Here is a 20,929-nt window from a genome sequence, read left to right as displayed (position 1 = left end):
ATCAGATAGATGCGCAGCGCGTGACGGACAGTGCGGCGCATTCCCGCAGAGACCTTTCAGGTGCCGCGGGGTTTGGCGCGGCTGGTGGGCGCGGCGGCGGCGGGGTCCTCCGGCCAGGAATGGCGCGGATAGCGCCCGCGCAGATCGGCGCGCACGTCCTTCCAGGAGCCGGCCCAGAAACCCGGCAGATCGCGGGTGATCTGGATTGGCCGGTGCGCCGGCGACAGAAGCTCCAGCGTCAGCGGCAGGCGCCCGCCCGCAACGCTCGGATGGCGCGTCAGGCCGAAGAGTTCCTGCACGCGCACGGGCAGGATCGCTTCCTCGCGCTCGTAGCGGATCGGCAGTCGCGAGCCGGTGGGCGCGGTGAAGTGCGAGGGCGCAGCAGCCTCCACGCTGCCGGCGAGCCCCGCTGGAAGCCGCGCGGCGAGCGCTTCGCGCAGGGTGTTCGGCGCGATGTCGTCGAGCCGCCGGACGCCCGGCAGGAAGGGCATCAGCCAGTCCTCGAGCTCCGTCAGCAGCGCCTCGTTGTCCTGCGCCGGCCATGGCTCGCCAAGCGTGCGATGGAGGAAGGCAAGTCGTGCGCGGAATGCCTCTCCCTCCTTGCCGAAGGGCAGCGCAGCGAGGCCGAGCGCGCGGATGCCGTCGGCGAGCGCGGAAGCGACCGCCTCGGGCGAGGGCTCGGCAAGGGGCGCTTGGGAGAGGATGGCGCGGCCGATGCGCCTGACATGCCGGCCTCGCACGGAGCGGCTCGTTGCATCGAAGGCGACGCTCTCCTCCTCGACGATGCGGTCGCCGGCGACGAGATCCAGCCCTTCGCGCGACAGGGCGGCGGCCGAGAGAATGCGCCCGGCGCGCGCCTGCCCCTGCAGTTCGGCGACGACGATCATCGGTGCGTCGGCGAGCCGGCTCGCCTCGTCCACCACTCCGCCTCGGCCGTTCGCCAGAACGAAGGCGCCGCGCGCGCCACGCGCGACCGCGATGCGGTCCGGGAAGGCGAGGGCGAGCAGCGCGCCGGGCTCGGCACTGTCGGTGTCGCCCGCTGTGCCGGCGCTCTTCGACAGGCGCCTGGCCAGCGCGTCGGCGCCGGCCGCTCGCGCGCCGTTTTCGCTGCGCCAGCGCCGCAGGCGTTCTTCGAGGTCGATATCCGTTCCGCCGAGACCACGCTCGGTGAGGAGGACGGCGATCCGCGCCGCCGTCCCTCGCGGAGCGCCGTTCGCGGCACCCGTCACCATGCGGGCGAGGCGCGGCGGCAGCGGCAGGACACGCATCGCCTCGCCGGCGGCCGTCAGGCGGCCGCCTTCGTCGAGCGCGCCGAGGTCTGCCAGGAGATTGCGGGCCTCCGCGAGCGCCGGCGCCGGCGGCTGGTCGAGAAAGCGCAGGCTCGCGGGGTCGGCGACGCCCCAGGCCGCGCAGTCGAGGAGGAGGCCGGAAAGGTCGGCCGAGAGAATTTCGGGCGGATCGAAGGCGGCCATCGCCGCCTCACCCTCGCGGCGCCAGAGCCGGATCGCGACACCCGGCGCGGTGCGCCCCGCGCGGCCCGCGCGCTGGTCTGCGGCCGCCCGCGAGGCGCGCACCGTCTCCAGACGCGAGAGCCCGGTGGCCGGCTCGAACACCGGACGGCGCGAGAGCCCGGCGTCGATGACGACGCGCACGCCGTCGATCGTCAGAGAGGTCTCGGCGATGGCGGTGGCCAGCACCACCTTGCGGATGCCGGGCGGGGCGGGGCGAACGGCGAGATCCTGCGCGCCCGCCTCCATCGCGCCGAAAAGCGGTGCCAGCACCGTGTTCGCCGGCAGGCGTCCCGTGAGGCGTTCGGCCGTGCGCTCGATCTCGCGCTGGCCCGGCAGGAAGCACAGGACGGATCCGGGCTCCTCTCTAAGCGTGTCGAGGACGGCGGCGGCAACCGCATCCTCAATGCGCTCGGTGCCGGGCTTGTCGCGATAACGAATGTCGACCGGAAAGGCGCGGCCGGCGCTTTCGATGACGGGCGCGCCGTCGAGGAGCGCGGCGACGCGCGCCCCGTCGAGCGTCGCCGACATGACGAGGATGGCGAGATCGGCACGCAGCGCGCCCTTCACGTCGAGCGCCAGCGCGAGCCCGAAATCGCCGTCCAGCGAGCGCTCGTGAAATTCGTCGAAGAGGACGGCGCCGATGCCCGAAAGCTCCGGGTCGGCGAGGATCAGGCGCGTGAAGACGCCTTCGGTCACGACCTCGATGCGGGTGCGCGGGCCGACGCGCGTATCGAGGCGCATGCGCCAGCCGACCGTCTCGCCGACCTTTTCGCGCAGGAGATCGGCCATCCGGCTTGCGGCGGCGCGCGCGGCAAGACGGCGCGGTTCGACGAGGATGATGCGCTTGCCGTCGAGAAAGGGTCGGGTGAGCAGGTCGAGAGGCACGACCGTCGTCTTGCCTGCGCCGGGCGGCGCGACGAGCACTGCCTGGCGCGTTTCCCCGAGCGCGGCTGCCAGCGGCTCCAGCACCTCTCGGATCGGCAGGTCGGGAAGGTCGGGAGCGCTCGTCATCTATCTCGCGTCGGGTTAGGATGATGAGCGGCGCGGCGTCAATCGCTGCCTGCGTTCATCCCGGCCCTTCGCGCTTCGCATGTGGTGCGCTAAGAGAGGCGGCGGCACAGCGGGAAACGGACGATGGCGGACATGGAAACGCAGGACGAGCGCAGGACGATCGTCCTCACGGGCGCCTCGCGCGGCATCGGCCATGCCACGGTGAAGCGCTTCTCGCGCGAGGGATGGCGCGTCATCACCTGTTCGCGGCAGGAATTCGCGCAGGACTGCCCCTGGCCGGCGGGACCGGAAGATCACATCAAGGTCGATCTCTCGGACCCCGAGGATGTCGGCTACGCCGTTTCGGAGATCGGGCGGCGGCTTGAGGCGAACGGCTCGCGCCTCCACGCCCTCGTCAACAATGCGGCCATCTCGCCCAAGGCGGAGAAGGGCGGGCGGATGGATTCGATCCGCACGCCGATGCATGTCTGGCGCGACGTCTTCCAGGTGAACTTCTTCGCGCCGATCATGCTGGCGCGCGGTCTCCACGAGGAGTTGGCGAAGGCCCAGGGCTCGATCGTCAACGTCACGTCGATCGTGGGCAGCCGCGTCCATCCTTTCGCGGGTACGGCCTATGCGACGTCGAAAGCCGCACTGGCCTCGCTGACGCGGGAGATGGCGGCCGATTTCGGACCGCACGGCATTCGCGTGAACGCCATCGCGCCAGGCGAGATCGACACGGCGATCCTGTCACCCGGGACCGAGAAGATCGTCGAGACGATCCCGCTTCGCCGGCTCGGCCTGACCTCCGAGGTCGCCGACATCATCTACTTCCTGTGCTCGGGCCAGTCCTCCTACGTGACCGGCGCCGAAATCCACATCAATGGCGGCCAGCACGTCTGACGGACGATAGCGCCAACTTCGCGCGGGCTTCCGCAGCGCGCGAAGGTGCCTTGACGAGATCGACGGATTGCGTGTCCTGGAAACCGAGACGGTTTCGGGGGCGAGGTTCTAACGCCGCGCTTCCAGCGCGGCGATCAGCAGTGTCGCGCCCGACATCGCGAAGGAAATGCCGATGAACAGACCGACCGCGATGACGGCGGTCTGCGGCAGGCCGATGACGATGTAGAGAGCGAGGATCACGTTCACCGCCGCCGAGAGAATCAGCGGCCAGCTGCTGAGACCGTGCGCCTTCATCTCGCGCGAAAGCGCCCAGCTCGAATAGGCCGAGATGAGGAAGAACAGCGCCAGCAGCCAGGTGAGCGCGACGGCACCGGCGAACGGATCGAACAGCATGACGAGGCCGAGCAGGATCGAGGCGACTGCGATGGCGAGCTGCGAGCCGAAGCCGCGGCGCCGACGCATGGAGAAGGCGCCGATGACGGCGAAGATACCGCCGATGAGCAGGAGCCAGCCGAAGAAGAGAACGGTTGCGAAGGTCGCCGCGAAGGGCATCACGATGGCGAGGAAGCCGATCACAAGCATCAGCGCGCCTTGAAAGGCGAAGGATTTCCAGCGCTCGCGCAATTCGCGTCGCGCTTCGTTCGCGGCCGCGTTCCAGTCCTGTTCGGCACTCGTCGTCATCGATGCGGTCCCCCTACAGCGCAGGCGCGAAAAACCGTGCTGGGTTTCCGAAACGCGCGACGCGTGGATTCACGGTAATAGAACGACCTTCGCGCGAGGACGCGGCGCTCCAGGGGTTCTATCCCCGATGAACCGGTTGGAGCCCGACAGGTTCCCGTCTCACCTCCGCCTGGGCTCGCGTTCAGGCGCGCTCGTAGATCCAGATACGCGCGGGCGGAATGTTGGCCCACACGACCGCCGAGGAGCGCACGGTGAAAAGGGCGGGGTCAGGCTTGATGGGCGGCACCAGAGAGTAGGAGAGCTGGGTGACGTTGCCGCCCTCGACCACGCGGTCGAAATACGCCGAAAGCAGACGTCGCCGCTCTTCCTGCGGATAACGGACGATGGGGATCGCAAGGAGGACGCTCGCGAACTTCTCGTCTTCGCGCCCGGCGAGCGTGTCGGTCAGGTCCAGCCCGTCGCCGCAGATCACATCGACGCCCGGAAAGCGGCGCACGAGCGCCTTGGCGAAGGCGGGGTCGTATTCCACCGAGGTGATACGCTCGGGCGGGACGCCGGCCTCGAGAAGCGCGCGGGTGACGACGCCGGTGCCGGCGCCCAGTTCCAGGACACGGCCCGGCAGATGGACCGTCGAATGCTCGACCATCGCGGCGCAATAGGCCGGCGAGGAGGCAGCGATCGCGCCGACCTTCAGCGGGCTGCGCACCCAGGTCGCGAAGAACCGCAGCCAGTCGCCGCGCTCGCCGCTCCGTGCCTGAATATCCGCCTGCCCGCCCGTCATCGCCGTCCCCTCGAATTGCCTCGCGTTTACAGGAGTCTAGGGCGCGACTGCGACGGTTGGAAGACTATTCGCGCACTTCAGTGGCAGCGCGCCGATACACGAGGACGCGGGCGGGCGGCAGGTTGAGGAGCACCCAGGGCAGCGTCTCCACATCGGCCGAGATACGCTCGGGGCGCACCGGCAGGGTCGGCGAATAGGTGAACTGGATGAAGGGGGCGCCAGCGGGCATGGCGGAGAGGTGGTGCGAGAGCGCCGCCTCGCGGTCCGCCTCGCCGCGCGCCATCAGCGGGAGGCTGGAGACGACGGCCGCGATCGGGCGCCCGCCGAGTGCCTGGCGGAACGCCTCCCCTGGCTGGTAGGCGTCTCCGCGCAGGACGGCGACACCGGGAAAACGGCTTGCCAGCATCGCGCAGAATTCCTGCGAATATTCGAGAAGCAGGAGCCGGGAAGCGGGCACGCCGTGATCGAGCAGGCACTGCGTGACGACGCCGGTGCCGGGGCCGAGCTCGACGACGACGCCCTCATCGCCCAGCGGCACCTGCCGGGCCATCGTGGAGCCGAGCGCGCGCGAGGACGGAAACACGGCGCCGGTGGTCAAGGGGTTGCGCAGCCAGTTGCGGACGAAACGCGCTTGCGACGAGGGCTCGCCACAGGCGCGGCGTTTCAGGCGGGTCCCCAACGGCATCGGCAGTCGCCTCCCTTCAACTGATCGGCCGTGCAAAGGACCTTCGTACCCCTCAGGTACGGCTTTCGCCGAAGCCCTCGAAGAATTCTCGCATACGCGAGAAGAACCCGGAACATTGCGGCGAATTTTCAGACGAGGAAATCTCCTCGAATTCCTCGAGAAGCTCGCGTTGGCGCCGCGAGAGGCTCTGCGGGGTCTCGATGGCCACCTGGATGAAGAGGTCGCCCGTCTGGTTGGAGCGCAGCACCGGCATGCCCTTGCCGCGCACGCGGAACTGCTTGCCGCTCTGCGTGCCTTCGGGAACCTTCACGCGCGTTGAGGCGCCGTCGAGCGTCGTCACCTCGAAGGCTCCGCCGAGCGCCGCCGTCGTCATCGAGACGGGCACCTTGCAGTAAAGGTCCGCACCGTCGCGCTGGAAAAACTCGTGCGGTCGCACGGAAAGAAAGATGTAGAGATCGCCCGCCGGCCCGCCGCGAAGCCCAGCCTCGCCCTCGCCGGCAAGTCGGATGCGCGTGCCGTCTTCGATGCCGGCCGGAATGTTCACCGAAAGGTCGCGCTCCTCGGGCAGGCGCCCGTCGCCGCCGCACTTGTCGCACGGGTCGGCGATCATCTGGCCGCGCCCGTGGCAGGTGGGGCAGGTGCGCTCGACAGAGAAGAACCCTTGCGCGGCGCGCACGCGGCCGGCGCCGCCGCAGGTCGGGCAGGCGCGCGGCGCGGTGCCGGCCTTCGCGCCGGTGCCCGTGCAGGCATCGCACTGGATCGTCGTCGGCACCCCGATCTCGGCGGTCTTGCCGTTGAACGCCTCCTCGAGGCTGATCTCCATGTTGTAGCGGAGGTCGGAGCCGCGCTCGCGGCCCGAAGCGCCGCCGGCAGCCCTCCCGCGTCGCTGGCCCATCATCTCGCCGAAGATGTCGTCGAAGATGTCGGCCATCGAGGAGGAGAAGTCGCCGCGAAAGCCTGCGCCGCCGGCACCGCCATTCTGGAAGGCGGCGTGCCCGAAACGGTCGTAGGCGGCGCGCTTCTGCGGGTCCTTCAGAACCTCGTAGGCCTCGCCGATCTCCTTGAAGCGGATTTCGGCGGCCTCGTCTCCGGGATTGCGGTCCGGGTGGTACTGCATCGCCAGCTTGCGGAAGGACGCCTTCAGGGTCTTCTCGTCGCAGCCTCGGGCGACGCCGAGCATCTCGTAATAGTCAGCCTTAACGGACACGGATCTCTCTTCGTCTTGTCGTCGGCGTTCGAGCGGGCGGAGCGTTGGGGCGGACGAGCCGGGCGAGCGCCGGTGCGCGCCCCGCCTGTCGCACGATATGGGAAGCTGTCCGCGCCGTTACCATAGGCCTTGCCGCGCTCACAAGCGCGCGGACCGCGTCGCTTTCAGGCGGGAACGGGCGCGCCGGGCGCCGGGCGCGCGCACAGTCGGTCCGCAAGTCGCTTCTCGAAGGGGCGCGAAAGCGCCGCCGCGGCGATCGTGGCGACCACCGGAAGGAACTGGAAGGCCAGGAACAGGAGCGGATCGTCACCGTCGAGGACGCGGCGCCAAAGGATCGAGTTGAACAGAAGATCGAAGACCATGTGCCACAGATAGATGCCGAAGGAGAGGCGAAGGAGCGGCATCAGCGGCGCGAGCCGCGCGGTGATCTGCGGATGGGCGCGCTCGGCTGCGGCGCCGAGGATGATCGCGAGGGCGAAGGCGGCGAGCGGGAGATAGGGACTGGCGCCGGCGAGCATCGCGGCGATGGCGAGCGTCAGGAGCAGGAAGGCGGGCCACAGGCTGCGCGGTGCGACCGCGAACCGCTCGCTCGCCATGAAGGCCGCCGCGCCGATGGTGAAGCTCGCGAGCGCTCGCCAGGCGCCGAAAACGTCGGCCTTCGTCCAGTGGACCGGCCCGAGATGCCCGGCGGCAAAGAGCATCTCCAGAAGTGCCACATAGGCGCAGAGCGCGAGGAGAAGCGCCGGCAGGCCGCGCCTTGCGACAAGAAGCACCAGCGGGAACAGCGCATATGCGAAGAATTCCGCGCTGATCGACCAGGAAACGATGTTGAAGGTGAGCTTGTCGCTCGCACCCCAGGCATGGACGAGAAGGAGATGGGCGGGCAGGTCGCCGAGATCCCAGCGCTCGGGAGCGGCAGGCTGGAAGAGCCCGGCCGCCGCCGCGAGCGCCACGGCGACGAAGAAGGCGAGCGTGAAGAGGTGCAGCGGATAGAGCACCGCCACCCGCCGGCGCAGGAAGTGCAAATAGTCCGCCACGCTGCCCATGCGGTCGCGGTAGCGTGACAGGACGAGAAAGCCGGAGATCATGAAGAACAGGTCGAGCAGCGCGTAGCCACGCTCGATCGCCGGAGCGAGTGCGTGCCAGAGGTCGGCCGGAGCGGCGTGCAGATAGTGGTAGCCCATCACGAGGAGGGCAGCGGAAAAGCGCCAGAGCTCGAAAATTCGGTAATGCATGCCTGCCCCCGCAGCCATCGCCGACACGTCCTGGAGCGCCGTGCATCCTACTGGACGCACAACGGGTCGCTCTAACACTTTATTCTACACATCACGGTTTTCCGAGAACCGGACAGGGCTTTCAGACCGATGCTGTCATCAGGCACCCGGCATCATGACCGCGATCGACGACCCAATCCCTACCGGAAACGGCACTTTTCGCGAAGCCGGTTAACGCTTCATGCCCAACGAAAAAGGCCGGGCATGAGCCCGGCCTTCGTCATCGGCGGTCTGTAGAAGGGGTCAGGCCGACTTCTTGCGGTCGTCGTCCTGCACTTCCTCGAAGTCGGCGTCGACGACATCGTCGTCGCGGTTCGTGGCGCGCGCGTCGTTGGCGGCGCCGGTCTCGCCCGCGGCGGCTTCCGCCTGGCTCGCCTCGTACATCGCCTGGCCGAGTTTCATCGAGGCCTCGGCGAGCGTCTCGCTCTTGGCCTTGATCGCCTCGGCGTCGGTCTCGTCCTTCTCGAGCTCGCCCTTCAGGTCGTCGATCGCCGCGCGGATCGCGCCACGGTCGGCCTCGGAGACCTTGTCGCCGTAATCCGACAGCGACTTCTCGGCGGAATGAACGAGGCTCTCGGCCTGGTTCTTGGCCTCGACGCCGGCGCGGCGCTTCTTGTCCGCGTCGGCATTCGCTTCCGCGTCCTTGACCATCTGCTCGATGTCGGCGTCGGAAAGGCCGCCCGAAGCCTGGATCGTGATCCGCTGCTCCTTGTTGGTGCCCTTGTCCTTGGCCGAGACGTTGACGATGCCGTTGGCGTCGATGTCGAACGTCACCTCGATCTGCGGCACGCCGCGCGGTGCCGGCGGGATGCCCTCAAGGTTGAAGCGCCCGAGCATCTTATTGTCGGCCGCCATCTCGCGCTCGCCCTGGAAGACCTGGATCGTCACGGCGTTCTGCGAATCCTCGGCCGTGGAGAACACCTGGCTCTTCTTGGTCGGGATCGTGGTGTTGCGATCGATGAGGCGCGTGAACACGCCGCCGAGCGTTTCGATGCCGAGCGAGAGCGGCGTGACGTCGAGAAGGAGGACGTCCTTGACGTCACCCTGCAGGACGCCGGCCTGAATCGCGGCGCCCATGGCCACGACCTCATCCGGGTTGACGCCCTTGTGCGGCTCCTTGCCGAAGAAGTTCTTCACCGTCTCCTGGATCTTCGGCATGCGCGTCATGCCGCCGACGAGAACCACCTCGTCGATGTCCGAAGCCGAAAGGCCGGCATCCTTCAGCGCGGCCTTGCACGGGCCGACGGTGCGCTGGACGAAATCGTCCACGAGGCTCTCGAACTTGGAGCGCGTCAGCTTCAGCGTCAGGTGCTTGGGGCCCGAAGCATCGGCGGTGATGAAGGGCAGGTTGATCTCGGTCTGCGAAGCGGACGAAAGCTCGATCTTGGCCTTCTCGGCCGCCTCCTTGAGGCGCTGAAGCGCGAGCTTGTCGTTCTTCAGGTCGATGCCCTGGTCCTTCTTGAACTCGGTCGCGAGGTAGTCGACGAGGCGCAGGTCGAAGTCCTCGCCGCCGAGGAAGGTATCGCCGTTGGTCGACTTCACCTCGAACACGCCGTCGCCGATCTCGAGGATCGAGACGTCGAACGTGCCGCCGCCCAGATCGTAGACCGCGATGGTCTTGCCGTCGTTCTTGTCGAGCCCGTAGGCGAGCGCGGCCGCCGTCGGCTCGTTGATGATGCGCAGAACGTCCAGACCGGCGATCTTGCCGGCGTCCTTGGTGGCCTGACGCTGGGCGTCGTTGAAGTAGGCGGGAACCGTGATGACGGCCTTCTCGACCTTCTCGCCGAGATAGCTTTCGGCGGTCTCCTTCATCTTCTGAAGGATCATCGCCGAGATCTGCGAGGGGGAGAACTTGTCGCCACCGGCCTGCACCCAGGCGTCGCCATTGTCGGCGCGCACGATGGAGTAGGGCACCATGCCCTTGTCCTTCTGGGTGGTGGGGTCGTCGAATGTGCGCCCGATCAGCCGCTTGACGGCAAAGATCGTATCCTCGGGGTTGGTCACGGCCTGGCGCTTGGCGGGCTGGCCGACCAGACGCTCGCCATCGCCCGTGAAGGCGACGATGGACGGCGTCGTACGGGCGCCTTCGGCGTTCTCGATAACCTTGGCGTTCTTGCCGTCCATGACGGCGACGCAGGAATTGGTGGTGCCGAGATCAATGCCGATAACTTTGGCCATATGCGAAATCTCCTTCGATGTTAGCGACCCGCCAGGACCCCCGCGACGAGGCGTTCCGGAAGGCGAGCCCTTCAAAGCATTCAGATAATGTGATGCCGCGCCGGCGCAAACCGTCGGCTCTAAGCTCTGCGGCTATATATGAACGGGTCTGCGGGCACGCAAGGCGATTTGGGCCGTCTCGCAGCCCTTCTCCAACAGCGTTTTTCAGCCGCCGAACAGGCCGCGGAAAAGCGAACGGTCGATCGAGCGGCCGCCATTGGCCGGCCCCTCCAGCACGGCGTCCGGCGGGAGCTGGTCCTGGCGCACGACGCGGGCCGGCGGCTCGTAGCCGGGCTGGACGCCGTACTCCGGCGGAGGCCCGCCATAGTTGCCGTCGCCATAAGGGTCGTTCGGCGCACCGGCATAGCCGCCGTTCTGCGGAACGGGCTCGTAGGGCTGCTGCTGCTCCTGCGGCAGCGCCGCGTAGCCCTCGTCCTGCCCGCCGCGCATGGTCGGCAGCTGCTGCTGGTTCTGCGGCTGGTTCGAGACCATGCCGCCGCCGTCGAGCGGGCGGCCGTACTGGTCGAGCGGGTTGCCGTATTGATCGACGTAGTTGCCCCACTGATCGACATAGACCTGCACGGGCTCCTGCGGCGCCTGCTGCTCGCCGCCGCCGATCTGGTAGTCGCCCGGCAGCGGGACCGGAGGCAGATCCTCGTGCGCGGCGACCATGAAGGTCTGCCAGGCCTGCGCCGGCAGTCCGCCGCCCGTCACCTGGCGCATCGGGGCGCCGTTGTCGTTGCCGAACCAGACGCCGGTGGTGAGATTGGCCGTGTAGCCGACGAACCAGGCGTCCTTGAAGTCCTGCGTCGTGCCGGTCTTGCCCGCCGCCTGCCAGTCCGGCAGGGCCGCGCGCCGGCCGGTGCCCGATGTGACGACGCGTGTCAGCATGGCGTTCATCATGCCGGCGATGTCGGCTGTGAGGATCACGGGCGGAACCTCGGCGCCGCGCTCGTAGAGCACTTCGCCGGACGCGGTCGTGACGCGGTTCACCAGATGCGGAGTCGCCTGGTAGCCGCCATTGGCGAAGGGGGCGAAGGCGCCCGTCAGCTCCAGGAGCGAGACCTCCGACGTGCCGAGCGCGATCGATGCGTTGTCGGCGAGCGGCGAGGTGATGCCCATGCGCTTGGCCGTGTCGATGACGGCAGCGGGGCCGACCTCGGCGGTGAGCTGCGCGGCGATGGTGTTCAGCGAGGAGGCGACGGCGTCGGCGATCGTCACGGGGCCGCGGAACTTGTTGTCGTAATTGGACGGAGACCAGTTGCCGATGCGCGTCGGGGCGTCGTTGACGACGTTCTCCGGCCGCCAGCCGTATTCCATCGCCGTCTCGTAGACGAAGGGCTTGAACGCCGAGCCGGGCTGGCGCTTGGCGTCGACGGCGCGGTTGAACTGGCTTTCGTTGTAGTCGCGCCCGCCGACGATGGCGCGGATCGCGCCGGTGCCGTCGAGGGCGACTAGCGCGCCCTGCGTGACGTTCTGCGTCGCGCCGTCGATCGTCTCGCGGATGACCGTTTCGGCCTCCTTCTCGAGGTTCAGGTCGATCGTGGTTTCCACCACGACGTCCTGCGCGATGTCGGGCACGAGGTTGCGCAGGTCGCGCATCACCATGTCGGCGGCGTAATGTTCGCCGCCCGTCCAGTAGGCGCGGGCGGTCGTGGTCTCGGCGGCGCGCGCGGCCGTCAGTTCCTGATCGGTGATGAAGCCCTCGGCGCGCATGGCCTGCAGGACGATCTGGGCGCGCGCCTGAGCGCCCTCGGGATTGCGCACCGGCGAAAGGCGGGAGGGCGCGACGAGAAGGCCGGCGAGCGTCGCCGCCTCGTTCAGCGTGATGTCCTCGGCGTTCTTGTCGAAATAGCGCCGCGCGGCGGCCTGGATGCCGGTCGCGCCCGAGCCGAAATAGACCCGGTTCAGATACATCTCGAGGATCTGGTCCTTCGAGAAGCGCTGTTCCAGCCAGAGCGAGAGGATCGCTTCCTGGATCTTGCGCTGGATGGTCTGGTCGGGCGTCAGGAAGACGTTCTTGGCGAGCTGCTGTGTGAGCGTGGAGCCGCCCTGCACCGTGTCGCCGGCGGAGACGTTCTCGAAGAAGGCACGGGCGATGCCGATCGGATCGACGCCGAAATGATCGTAGAAGCGCCTATCCTCGATGGCGATCACAGCCTGCGGGATGTAGGGGCTCATCTGGTCGAGGGAAACGGCCTGGCCGCCGGTGAGGCCGCGATCGGCCAGAAGTTCGCCGTCGAAGGAAACGATCTTCACGTTGGGCGGCCGGTCCGGCACGACCCAGGCTTCCTGCGGCAGCGTCATGGCGAAATAGCCGACGACGACCGCCACGGCGATGAAGCCCCAGAAGGCCATGATAACGCCGAGCCGCACGAGATGGCCAAAGAAGGAGCGGCGTCGTTTCGGGCGTCGGCCGAAGAAGCCTCCGCCGCCACCGCCGTTGCCCCGACCGCCCGAGCCGCCGCCGGAATCCCTCAGATCGGCGCGGCGTCGCGCCTGTCCACGGTCGCCTTCGTCACGCGAACGCCGGTTGCCGCGCACGGCCTGTGCCGTCGCGGGGGCCGCCCTGTCGTCGGCCGAGACGCTGAAATCGTCCTCGTCGGTGGCGCGCTCGCCGCCGAAGCTCGGTTCGATCCGCGTCGTCTGCCTGCGCTGGAGCGCCATCGGCAATCCCCTCATATCGTCTGCCGTCGGGTGCCCGGTCCCGCGTCGTCGCGTCCAGACAGCCGGCCATCGCCGTCAATCCTATCGGTTCAGCCTGAATCGATACTGAATAGCGGGAGGTATTCCGGCGAGCGTCCCCACGAACACGGAGTTGACGCGCGAATGCGGCGATTTGAGGAGTTGTGGGATCGGTCCTAGTAGTTGATGCGGCGCTGGCGCAGGTAGCCGCGATCGATCTCGCGCTGGCGACGCTCGAGATCGGTGTGGGAGACCGACTGGTTCAGATAATCCAGCTCGATTTCGCTCTGTGTACGCGCGCGCAGGATGCGGCGCAGTCCGCCGACAATGCCCATCTTCAATTCTCCTTGAGTTACAAGGAGAAACTAGGTGTTCTTCGCAGATGCAGCAATCGGCCCACCTGCATGGCAGCCATGCGGTAGGGCAAACGCGTGCGGATCAGTTCACCGCGCCGGTGTGCCGATCGCGGACCGTACGGTGCGGGTCGTCGGACGTGCCGCCGTCCTGTCCGTCGCGGCGCATGAACACATGAGTGACCGCCCACAGGACGACACCGATGGCCAGGAGAATTCCGGCGATCGAGTACTGGACCGGGTCGCGCCCCGTCCAGGGGCCGACGAGGAAGGCGGATGTGAGGGCGCCGAGGATCGGCAGAATGGTGGGCGTGCGGAAGTGGGCGTGCTCGACCTTGTCCTTGCGCAGGACGAGGACGGCGACGTTGACCACGGTGAAGACGCCGAGGAGGAGCAGGGCCGTCGTGCCGCCGAGCGCCGGCACCGCGCCGACGAAGGAGATCAGCCCGAAGGCGAGGAGCGAGGTGAACACGATGGCGATCCAGGGCGTCCGCCGCGCGGCGTGGACGCGACCGAGCACGCGCGGCAGGACGCCCTCGCGGCTCATGCCGTAGACGAGGCGCGAAGCCATCAGCATGTTGATGAGCGCCGAGTTGGCCACCGCGAACATGGTGATGACGCCGAAGACGCCGAGCGGGAAGTTCGGCGCGCCCGCTTCCACCACCTGCAGGAGCGGCGTGTCGCCTTCGCCGAGCCGCTCGGCCGGTACGAGCGTGATCGCCGAGATCGAGACGAGGACGTAGATCACCCCCGTGATCGACAGACCGAGCAGAAGCACCTTCGGAAAGATTTTCGTCGGGTCCTTCGTCTCCTCGGCCATGTTCACGGAATCCTCGAAGCCGACCATCGCGAAGAAGGCGAGCGTCGTGGCCGCAACGACCGAGAAGAACATGCCGCGCTCGTCGGAGGGCGTGAAGGTGAAGGCGCGCGAGACATCGCCCTGGCCGCCGAAGATCGCCCAGAAGCCGATGAAGATGATGATGAGAAGCCCCGTCAGTTCCACGCAGGTGAGGACGACGTTGGCCTTCACGCTCTCGCCGACGCCCCGGAAATTGACGACGGCCACCAGCGCCATGAAGGCAAGGCCGATCGCCGTGATCCCGAAGCCCTCGATGCCGAGCCCGAAACCTTCCGAGAAGTTGGCGGCGAAGGCCCGGCTCGCCGTCGAGGCAGACGTGATGCCGGAGCACATCACCGCGAACGCGACGATGAAGGTGATGAAGTGGATGCCGAAGGCCTTGTGCGTGTAGAGGGCGGCACCGGCGGCGCGGGGATATTTCGTCACGAGCTCGAGGTAGGAGAAGGCCGTGAGCATGGCGACGGCGAAGGCGACGAGGAAGGGCAGCCAGACGATGCCGCCGACCTCGTTGGCGACCTGGCCCGTCAGCGCGTAGATGCCGGTGCCCAGCACATCGCCGACGATGAAGAGGAGGAGGAGCCCCGGCCCCATGACCCGGTGCAGGCTCGGCTCGAGCTCGGCCTGGCCACTGGCGCCGCTGCCCGCGGCCTCGCTTCGCGTGATATCGCTCATCGGCGGTCCCCTGATCGTCGCGGGAATGCGGCGCATGACGAAAATGTCAGATAGCGGCGCGGCGAGCGTCAGTAAGGGAGGTCGATGAGAAAGCCCCCGCCCGGGGGCACGTCCTCAGAAGAGGTCCAGCGAGAAGCGGCGGGAAATCCCGAGCCCGGCGGTGAACTGGTCGGCGCTGCCGGCCTCGGACACGATGGGCGAATCCTTCGCGTCGCCGACGAGGCGCTGGTAGCCGGCCTCGGCCGTCAGGAACCAGTTGCTCCGGAATTCGTAGCGGGCTTCGGCCTCGACACCGACGGAATAGAAGCCGCCATCGGCCTCGAAGGCAGAGAGCCGCCCGCCCGATGCGATGCTCTCGTCGGGCGAGATCGAGAAGTAGGTCTGCATGTATTCCGAGGAGGCGAGCTCGGCACGCGGGCCGAACCTCAGCTCGACGACCTCGTTCGGACGGACGATGGCGTTGACCCCGAAGCCGCCGACGAAGCCTTCCGCCTCCCCGAAGGCATAGCGCGCCTCGCCGTAGATCTCGCCTCCCCACATCTGGTCGAAATCGACCTCGTAGCCGGCGCGAAGGCCCGCCTCGTAGGTGCGGTCGAGCGAGCGCAGCCCCTCGAGGTCGGAATCGTCGTCCGGGTCGCGCTCGCCGATGAAGCGGAAGGACGGGCCGATGGAGAAGGCCGTCTCCGGGCCGCCGCCGACTTCCAGGAGACCCGGGAGGCGAAGATAGGACACCGCGACGATGGGCGAGGGCGAAAGGATGTAGTCGTCCGAGCCGAGATAGCGCGGCTGGACCGTGCCGCCGATGCCGAGCTCGATCACGAGATCGGCGTTGTTGGCGATCGCGACCTCGCTGGTGTCGGGCGTGTACGCGCCGGCGTCGTAGGTATCGGCCGCATGGGCCGCGAGGGGCGTGAGAAAGGCGAGGGCGGCGAGCGGGCGAAGAAGAACGGACACGATACGAGGCTCCTCTGGCGCGGCCGGGGCGCGCCCGACCTTCGTGGCCTATCGTTTGCCGCAATGCCCGCGCGGCTTCAATCGCAAGGCAGGAGAAGGGGTCGGTTTGGCGTCCGTTCGTTGCCCGCAGGACACGCGGGAGCCGGCGGGCGGCAGAGCTTGCGGCGCCGCGGTCCGGTCGCTACCGTCCTTTCCGGTGCGGCAGGAGGCCGCTTGGGAGGAATTGACGATGAAGAGTGTGTTCGCAGCCGCCGTCATGGGTGTCGCCGCGCTGACCGCAGCGCCGGTCGTTGCCCAGACCGACTTTCCCACCCAGCCGATCACGCTGATCGTGCCCTTCGCGGCGGGCGGCTCGACCGATCTCGTCGCGCGCGTCGTCGCGCAGCGCATGAGCCAGGAGCTGGGCCAACAGGTGCTGGTCGACAATCGCGGCGGTGCGGGCGGCAATCTCGGCGCGCAGGTCGTCGCCCAGGCCGCGCCCGACGGCTACACGATCCTGATGGGCACGATCGCCACGCACGCCTTGTCCGCCTCGCTCTACGCCAACCCGCCCTTCGACGCGGTGGAGGATTTCGAGCCGATCGCCTGGCTCGTGACAGTGCCGAACGTGATGTCGGTGAATCCGAATTTCCCGGCGCAGACCGTCGAGGAGCTGATCGCGCTCCTGAAGGAAAATCCGGACGAATACTCCTACGCCTCCTCCGGCAACGGCTCGCCGCTGCATCTTTCGGGCGAGCTCTTCAAGGCGCTGGCGGAAGTCGAGATGGTGCACGTGCCCTATCAGGGCTCCGGTCCGGCGCTGGTCGACGTCATCGGCGGCCAGGTGCCGATCATCTTCGACAATCTCCCCTCGTCCACCGAGCCCATCCGGAGCGGCCAGCTCCGCGCGCTGGCGGTGACGACGGCCGAGCGCTCGCCGGTCTTCCCGGATCTGCCGACCATGCAGGAAGCGGGCGTGCCGGGCTACGAGACGAATTCGTGGAACGCGCTCTTCGCACCGGCCGGCACTCCGCCGGAAGTGGTCGCGAGGCTCTCGGAAGCCGCGCTCGCCGCGGTGGCGGACCCGGCCGTCGCCCAGCGTCTCGAGGAGGTCGGCGCCATCGTCGTCGGCGAGGGAGCGGACGTGCTCGGCGAGCATGTGCGCTCGGAGGTCGAGCGCTGGCGCCCGGTGGTGGAGCAGGCCGGCGCACGCATGGACTGACGCCGTTTCACGCGGATAGAGAGGAGGGGCGGGGCGCGAAGGCCTCGCCCTTTTTCATGGGACGGGCATGAGCGTCACGATCTACGGCATCCGGAACTGCGACACGATGAAGAAGGCGCGGGCCTGGCTCGACGAGCACGTCGTCGCCTATCGCTTCCACGACTACAAGGCCGAGGGGATCGACCGGGAGCACCTGGAGCGCTGGTGCTCCGCGAAGGGTTGGGAGACGTTGCTCAACCGCGCCGGCACCACCTTCCGCAAGCTGTCAGACGAGGACAAGGCGGGACTGGATGCCGAGAGGGCCATCGCGCTGATGCTGGCGCAGCCCTCGATGATCAAGCGACCGGTCGTGGAGACGAGCGCGGACATCCTCGTCGGCTTCAAGCCCGACGTGTTTGAGACAGCCCTCGGCTGAGGTGTCGAGCATCGTAGAAGGGTGGGAAGCGGACCGGCGAGTTTTGTTGGACCGCCCGCCTGGACGGACGTCGGTTGAGGTAGCTGCACAAGCTTTGATCTTCTGACTCGGTTCAGAGGCCACTCGTTCGCGTCAAAGCAACAAGTCGAGTTGTGAGACCCTCAATCTTCCCACTATCCGGGACGCGTGCGGCAAACGCGTACCAGGCGCCGTCGACGGCGTAGCGCACGATTTCCAGTGTGGAGTGAGCGTCCGTGTCGGCGTGTCGGGTGAGCCTTCCCTCTAGCCACACCATCCAATGTTGGTTGATCAAAGGATCGGCCATGAAGGCGGCCGACAGTCCTGCCCATTGGTGGTCACCAGCAAATTCGCCGTTCCGGAGCATGACCGCGATATAGGCGCGGGTGAAAGAGCCGTAAGGCTCTGGATCCTCGGCAATTATCTTGTCGATCTCGCTGTCCAGCTGTTCGATGATGTCCACAAAGAGACCTTCGAATAATGCCTCTTTGCTCGGGAAGTGGTGAAAAAGCCCCCCCTTGGTGACACCGGCACGTTGCGCGACCGCTTGGACCGTGACCGCAGCCAGGCCCTGCTCATAACCGAGCTGCAGGGCGGCCTCGAGTAGAGCTCGACGAACAGCATCAGGCTGCTTCTTCCTCTTCAAGCCAATGGCATCCACGGCGACTAGACTCCTTCTTCAACAAAAGATACCGGACGGTTGGTTTGTAAGAAAGGGATTTCTTGTGTCCGTACCAAATTTGCCGTCGCAGGATGATCTATCGTCGATCCCTCAAAGCCATGTTGACCCTGGTCCCGGTTGGCAGTGGCGTTATGGCCTAATCTTTAGCGGGCAGGCCTTGTCGATGATCGGCTCCGCGATGACCCAGTTCGTCCTGCTTTGGTGGATCACCGACGCTACCGGAAGCATTTCGGCCCTTGCGACGGCCGGCATGTTCGCACTGCTGCCACAAGCGCTGCTGGGCCCGTTGGGCGGTACGCTGGCTGATCGCTACAGCCGCCGATTGATCATGATCGTCGCTGACGTGATCAGCGCGCTGTGCATGTCAGTGTTGATCTGGCTCTTCCTGACCAACGCGATCGAGCTTTGGCACCTCTACACCATGATGGCGATACGCAGCTCCATGCAAGCGTTCCAGGGGCCCGCCGCGTCGGCGAGCATTGCCATGCTGGTGCCCCGCAGCTTCCTCCCGCGCGCGGCAGGTCTTAACCAGACTATGATCGGCATTATGACGGTGGCAGCAGCCCCGCTTGGCGCACTTGCGATCTCGCTCATGCCCATCGGATGGGCGCTGAGCATCGACGTCTTCACGGCGCTGCTGGGTGTGGTGCCGTTGCTGCTCTTCAGCATCCCCCAACTGTTTGTCGCCAAGCAAGATCGGGTTGGTCTCTGGCGTGAGTTCCGCGAAGGCCTAGCGCTTGTGTGGGACAATGGTGGACTACGGCGCCTTTACGCCCTCGTGACGGCTACCGTACTCGTCATCATGCCTAGCTTCACCCTGGTGCCATTGCTGGTGCGGGAGCATTTCAGCGGTGGTGCACCGCAGGTGGCCCTGTTGGAAGCTATTGGTGGCATGGCAATGATCGCCGGCGGCGTTCTGATTACGGTGCTCGCTCCCAAGCGGCTGATCCTTTGGGTCATTCTAGGATTCGGCGTATCTTCTCTGACGCTTGCTTTTGTCGCGCTGGCACCGGCTGATCAGTTTTGGCTCGGCATTGCCTGGTGGGGCGTCAGCAGCATCGCCTTCATCATGGGCAACGCGCCATTGATGACGTTGATGCAGACCATCGTGCCAAATCATCTGCAGGGGCGCGCCCTCTCACTCCTGAGCACCGTGATCGCGCTGTCGGCGCCGATCGGGCTCGCCATAGTCACCCCGCTTGGGGAACTCATCGGTGTCAGATGGCTCTTTGTGGGAATGGGCTTGCTTAGTGGCGTCATCTGTTTGCTGGGACTGTTTTCCCGGGCAATCAGAAACCTTGGGACCCCGACCGACGGTTGATGAATGTCTGCTTAGAGGGCCAGCTTTCTTATGAGCAAAGGTCTGAAAGGGGTCGATAGCGGCCGCCGCGCACGAAGCACGGGGCGGCCGGACATCGGTCGCTACGCCGCACCCTTCTCGCCGAGTGCCTCCAGCACCCGCGCCCAGGAACGCTGGCCCTTGGCGAAGGAGGTCATCTCGTACTTCTCGTTGGGCGAGTGGATGCGGTCGTCGCCGTGGCCGAAGCCGATGAGAAGCGAAGGCATGCCGAGCGTGTCCTTGAACTGACCGACGACCGGGATCGAGCCGCCCATGCCGATCATCACGGCGGGTTTTGGCCACTCGTCGGATAGAGCCTGCCGGGCCGTCTCCAGGACCGGCGAATCGAAAGGAAGCTGGATCGCCGCCGAGCCGCCATGTGCGTGGAACTCCACGGAGACGTCCGCCGGCAGGCGCTCGCGCACGAACTGGCGGAAGTTTTCGCGGATCGCGTCCGGATCCTGGTCGAAAACGAGACGGAACGAGACCTTGGCGTGCGCCTTGGAGGCGATCACCGTCTTGAAGCCCTGGCCGGTGTAGCCGCCCTCGATGCCGTTTACCTCGGCGGTCGGGCGCGCCCAGGTCTGTTCGAGAACCGAGCGGCCCTTTTCGCCGAAGGGAACCGAGAGATCGACGGCGCCGAGGAAGGCGGCATCGTCGAAACCGAGCCCGTCCCAGACTTTCCGCACGTCGGCGGGCAGCTCCGGCACGCCGTCGTAGAAGCCGGGGATCGTCACGCGGCCGTCCGCGTCGTGCATCGCGCCGAGGATGCGGGCGAGGATCGTGATCGGATTGGCCGCCGCCCCGCCGAAATAGCCCGAATGCAGGTCCATCGATGCGGCGGTCAGCGTGATCTCCTCGCCGACGAGGCCACGCAGGCCCGTCGAGATCGCCGGCGTCTCGCGGTCCCACATGTTGGTGTCGCAGACGAGCGCGACGTCGGCCTTCAACTCCTCGGCGTTCTCCTTCAGGAACGGCAGGAGCGAGGGCGAGCCGGATTCCTCCTCGCCCTCGAGGAAGATGGTGACGCGGCAGGGCAGGCTGCCCGTCTCGGCGATAAAGGCGCGGCAGGCCTCCACGAAAGTCATGAGCTGGCCCTTGTCATCAGCCGAGCCGCGCCCGGTGATGCGCTTCGTGCCGTCCGGCATGGCGATGACCTTTGGATCGAAGGGATCGGCGTCCCACAGCTCGATCGGATCGACGGGCTGCACGTCGTAATGGCCGTAGAAGAGGACCTGCGGCTTGCCCTCGCCGGCCCCGCCATGATGGGCGACCACCATCGGGTGCCCGACCGTCTCGGCGACGCGCGCCGAGAAGCCGATCGCCTCCAGATCGCCCTTCAGCCACTCGGCCGCGCGACGCACGTCCGGGGCATAGGCCGGATCGGTCGAGATCGACGGGATCCGCAGGAGCTCCTGCAGGCGCTCGACGGAGCGATCGAGATTGAGATCGAGGCAGGAAAGGACGCTGTCGAGGCCGGGCATGGGCGGTTCCCTTGAAAC

Annotated in this window: 17 protein-coding genes; 4 read left to right on the top strand and 13 right to left on the bottom strand. The window is 67.2% G+C overall.

Translation table 11 applies throughout. The features are described from left to right. Window positions 1-56: 56 nt before the first annotated feature. Window positions 57-2,522 carry an ATP-dependent helicase HrpB gene (gene hrpB, locus H1343_RS00550; protein ID WP_185984065.1) on the bottom strand — a complete coding sequence of 822 codons (2,466 nt, stop codon included), beginning with the start codon at window positions 2,520-2,522 and terminating at the stop codon, window positions 57-59. 132 nt (window positions 2,523-2,654) lie between these two features. Between hrpB and H1343_RS00545 the strand changes: the two genes are divergently transcribed. Beyond that, a complete protein-coding gene (locus H1343_RS00545; protein WP_425484669.1) occupies window positions 2,655-3,404 on the top strand; it encodes an SDR family NAD(P)-dependent oxidoreductase in 750 nt (249 codons plus the stop codon). 108 nt (window positions 3,405-3,512) lie between these two features. Here the strand turns inward: H1343_RS00545 and H1343_RS00540 are convergent, their stop codons facing one another. The 10 genes from H1343_RS00540 to H1343_RS00495 form a co-directional block, all read right to left on the bottom strand. Next, a complete protein-coding gene (locus tag H1343_RS00540) occupies window positions 3,513-4,085 on the bottom strand; it encodes an HdeD family acid-resistance protein (protein ID WP_185984063.1) in 573 nt (190 codons plus the stop codon). 181 nt (window positions 4,086-4,266) lie between these two features. After that, entirely contained in the window at window positions 4,267-4,866 is a 600-nt protein-coding gene (locus H1343_RS00535) for a class I SAM-dependent methyltransferase (protein WP_185984062.1), read from the bottom strand. A 64-nt stretch (window positions 4,867-4,930) separates the two neighbouring features. Beyond that, window positions 4,931-5,551 (bottom strand): class I SAM-dependent methyltransferase, encoded by a 621-nt coding sequence (locus H1343_RS00530; RefSeq protein WP_246333183.1) that lies wholly within the window; start codon window positions 5,549-5,551, stop codon window positions 4,931-4,933. A gap of 52 nt (window positions 5,552-5,603) precedes the next feature. Then, window positions 5,604-6,758: a molecular chaperone DnaJ gene (gene dnaJ, locus H1343_RS00525; protein WP_185984061.1), complete on the bottom strand. Its 1,155-nt coding sequence runs from the start codon at window positions 6,756-6,758 to the stop codon at window positions 5,604-5,606. A 164-nt stretch (window positions 6,759-6,922) separates the two neighbouring features. Continuing rightward, a complete protein-coding gene (locus H1343_RS00520) occupies window positions 6,923-8,011 on the bottom strand; it encodes an acyltransferase family protein (protein WP_185984060.1) in 1,089 nt (362 codons plus the stop codon). A 264-nt stretch (window positions 8,012-8,275) separates the two neighbouring features. Further along, complete coding sequence (gene dnaK, locus H1343_RS00515; protein ID WP_185984059.1) at window positions 8,276-10,210, bottom strand: molecular chaperone DnaK; 1,935 nt, start codon at window positions 10,208-10,210, stop codon at window positions 8,276-8,278. Between the two features lie 204 nt (window positions 10,211-10,414). Next, window positions 10,415-12,916: a transglycosylase domain-containing protein gene (locus H1343_RS00510; protein WP_185984058.1), complete on the bottom strand. Its 2,502-nt coding sequence runs from the start codon at window positions 12,914-12,916 to the stop codon at window positions 10,415-10,417. A gap of 194 nt (window positions 12,917-13,110) precedes the next feature. Next, window positions 13,111-13,269, bottom strand: a complete 159-nt coding sequence (locus tag H1343_RS00505) for a DUF3563 domain-containing protein (protein ID WP_425484608.1) — start codon at window positions 13,267-13,269, stop codon at window positions 13,111-13,113. Between the two features lie 103 nt (window positions 13,270-13,372). Further along, a complete protein-coding gene (locus H1343_RS00500) occupies window positions 13,373-14,818 on the bottom strand; it encodes an APC family permease (protein ID WP_185984057.1) in 1,446 nt (481 codons plus the stop codon). A 114-nt stretch (window positions 14,819-14,932) separates the two neighbouring features. Then, a complete protein-coding gene (locus H1343_RS00495) occupies window positions 14,933-15,772 on the bottom strand; it encodes a MipA/OmpV family protein (protein ID WP_246333182.1) in 840 nt (279 codons plus the stop codon). A 229-nt stretch (window positions 15,773-16,001) separates the two neighbouring features. Here H1343_RS00495 and H1343_RS00490 point away from each other — a divergent pair, with 229 nt between their 5' ends. Both H1343_RS00490 and H1343_RS00485 read left to right on the top strand, forming a co-directional pair. Continuing rightward, a complete protein-coding gene (locus H1343_RS00490) occupies window positions 16,002-16,973 on the top strand; it encodes a Bug family tripartite tricarboxylate transporter substrate binding protein (protein WP_185984056.1) in 972 nt (323 codons plus the stop codon). A gap of 67 nt (window positions 16,974-17,040) precedes the next feature. After that, window positions 17,041-17,388 carry an ArsC family reductase gene (locus H1343_RS00485; protein WP_185984055.1) on the top strand — a complete coding sequence of 116 codons (348 nt, stop codon included), beginning with the start codon at window positions 17,041-17,043 and terminating at the stop codon, window positions 17,386-17,388. 112 nt (window positions 17,389-17,500) lie between these two features. Here H1343_RS00485 and H1343_RS00480 read toward each other — a convergent pair whose 3' ends face one another. Further along, window positions 17,501-18,067, bottom strand: a complete 567-nt coding sequence (locus H1343_RS00480; protein WP_185984054.1) for a TetR/AcrR family transcriptional regulator — start codon at window positions 18,065-18,067, stop codon at window positions 17,501-17,503. Window positions 18,068-18,251: 184 nt separating this feature from the next. Here H1343_RS00480 and H1343_RS00475 point away from each other — a divergent pair, with 184 nt between their 5' ends. Then, window positions 18,252-19,409 carry an MFS transporter gene (locus tag H1343_RS00475; protein WP_210270054.1) on the top strand — a complete coding sequence of 386 codons (1,158 nt, stop codon included), beginning with the start codon at window positions 18,252-18,254 and terminating at the stop codon, window positions 19,407-19,409. 101 nt (window positions 19,410-19,510) lie between these two features. Here H1343_RS00475 and H1343_RS00470 read toward each other — a convergent pair whose 3' ends face one another. Further along, window positions 19,511-20,911, bottom strand: a complete 1,401-nt coding sequence (locus tag H1343_RS00470) for a dipeptidase (protein WP_185984052.1) — start codon at window positions 20,909-20,911, stop codon at window positions 19,511-19,513. Between the last annotated feature and the right edge of the window lie 18 nt (window positions 20,912-20,929).

The sequence above is a fragment of the Aureimonas mangrovi genome, assembly GCF_014058705.1.
Lineage (GTDB): Bacteria > Pseudomonadota > Alphaproteobacteria > Rhizobiales > Rhizobiaceae > Aureimonas > Aureimonas mangrovi.
This window is presented reverse-complemented; position numbering and strand designations above follow the sequence as displayed.

Bases quoted from the DNA above. Each gene is read 5' to 3' on its own strand.
- H1343_RS00510 (WP_185984058.1), bottom strand. From the start codon at position 12,916: ATGGCGCTCCAGCGCAGGCAGACGACGCGGATCGAACCGAGCTTCGGC.
- H1343_RS00505 (WP_425484608.1), bottom strand. From the start codon at position 13,269: ATGGGCATTGTCGGCGGACTGCGCCGCATCCTGCGCGCGCGTACACAG.
- dnaK (WP_185984059.1), bottom strand. From the start codon at position 10,210: ATGGCCAAAGTTATCGGCATTGATCTCGGCACCACCAATTCCTGCGTC.
- H1343_RS00520 (WP_185984060.1), bottom strand. From the start codon at position 8,011: ATGGCTGCGGGGGCAGGCATGCATTACCGAATTTTCGAGCTCTGGCGC.
- H1343_RS00470 (WP_185984052.1), bottom strand. From the start codon at position 20,911: ATGCCCGGCCTCGACAGCGTCCTTTCCTGCCTCGATCTCAATCTCGAT.
- H1343_RS00535 (WP_185984062.1), bottom strand. From the start codon at position 4,866: ATGACGGGCGGGCAGGCGGATATTCAGGCACGGAGCGGCGAGCGCGGC.
- H1343_RS00500 (WP_185984057.1), bottom strand. From the start codon at position 14,818: ATGAGCGATATCACGCGAAGCGAGGCCGCGGGCAGCGGCGCCAGTGGC.
- H1343_RS00485 (WP_185984055.1), top strand. From the start codon at position 17,041: ATGAGCGTCACGATCTACGGCATCCGGAACTGCGACACGATGAAGAAG.
- H1343_RS00475 (WP_210270054.1), top strand. From the start codon at position 18,252: ATGATCGGCTCCGCGATGACCCAGTTCGTCCTGCTTTGGTGGATCACC.
- hrpB (WP_185984065.1), bottom strand. From the start codon at position 2,522: ATGACGAGCGCTCCCGACCTTCCCGACCTGCCGATCCGAGAGGTGCTG.
- H1343_RS00540 (WP_185984063.1), bottom strand. From the start codon at position 4,085: ATGACGACGAGTGCCGAACAGGACTGGAACGCGGCCGCGAACGAAGCG.
- H1343_RS00545 (WP_425484669.1), top strand. From the start codon at position 2,655: ATGGAAACGCAGGACGAGCGCAGGACGATCGTCCTCACGGGCGCCTCG.
- H1343_RS00530 (WP_246333183.1), bottom strand. From the start codon at position 5,551: ATGCCGTTGGGGACCCGCCTGAAACGCCGCGCCTGTGGCGAGCCCTCG.
- H1343_RS00490 (WP_185984056.1), top strand. From the start codon at position 16,002: ATGAAGAGTGTGTTCGCAGCCGCCGTCATGGGTGTCGCCGCGCTGACC.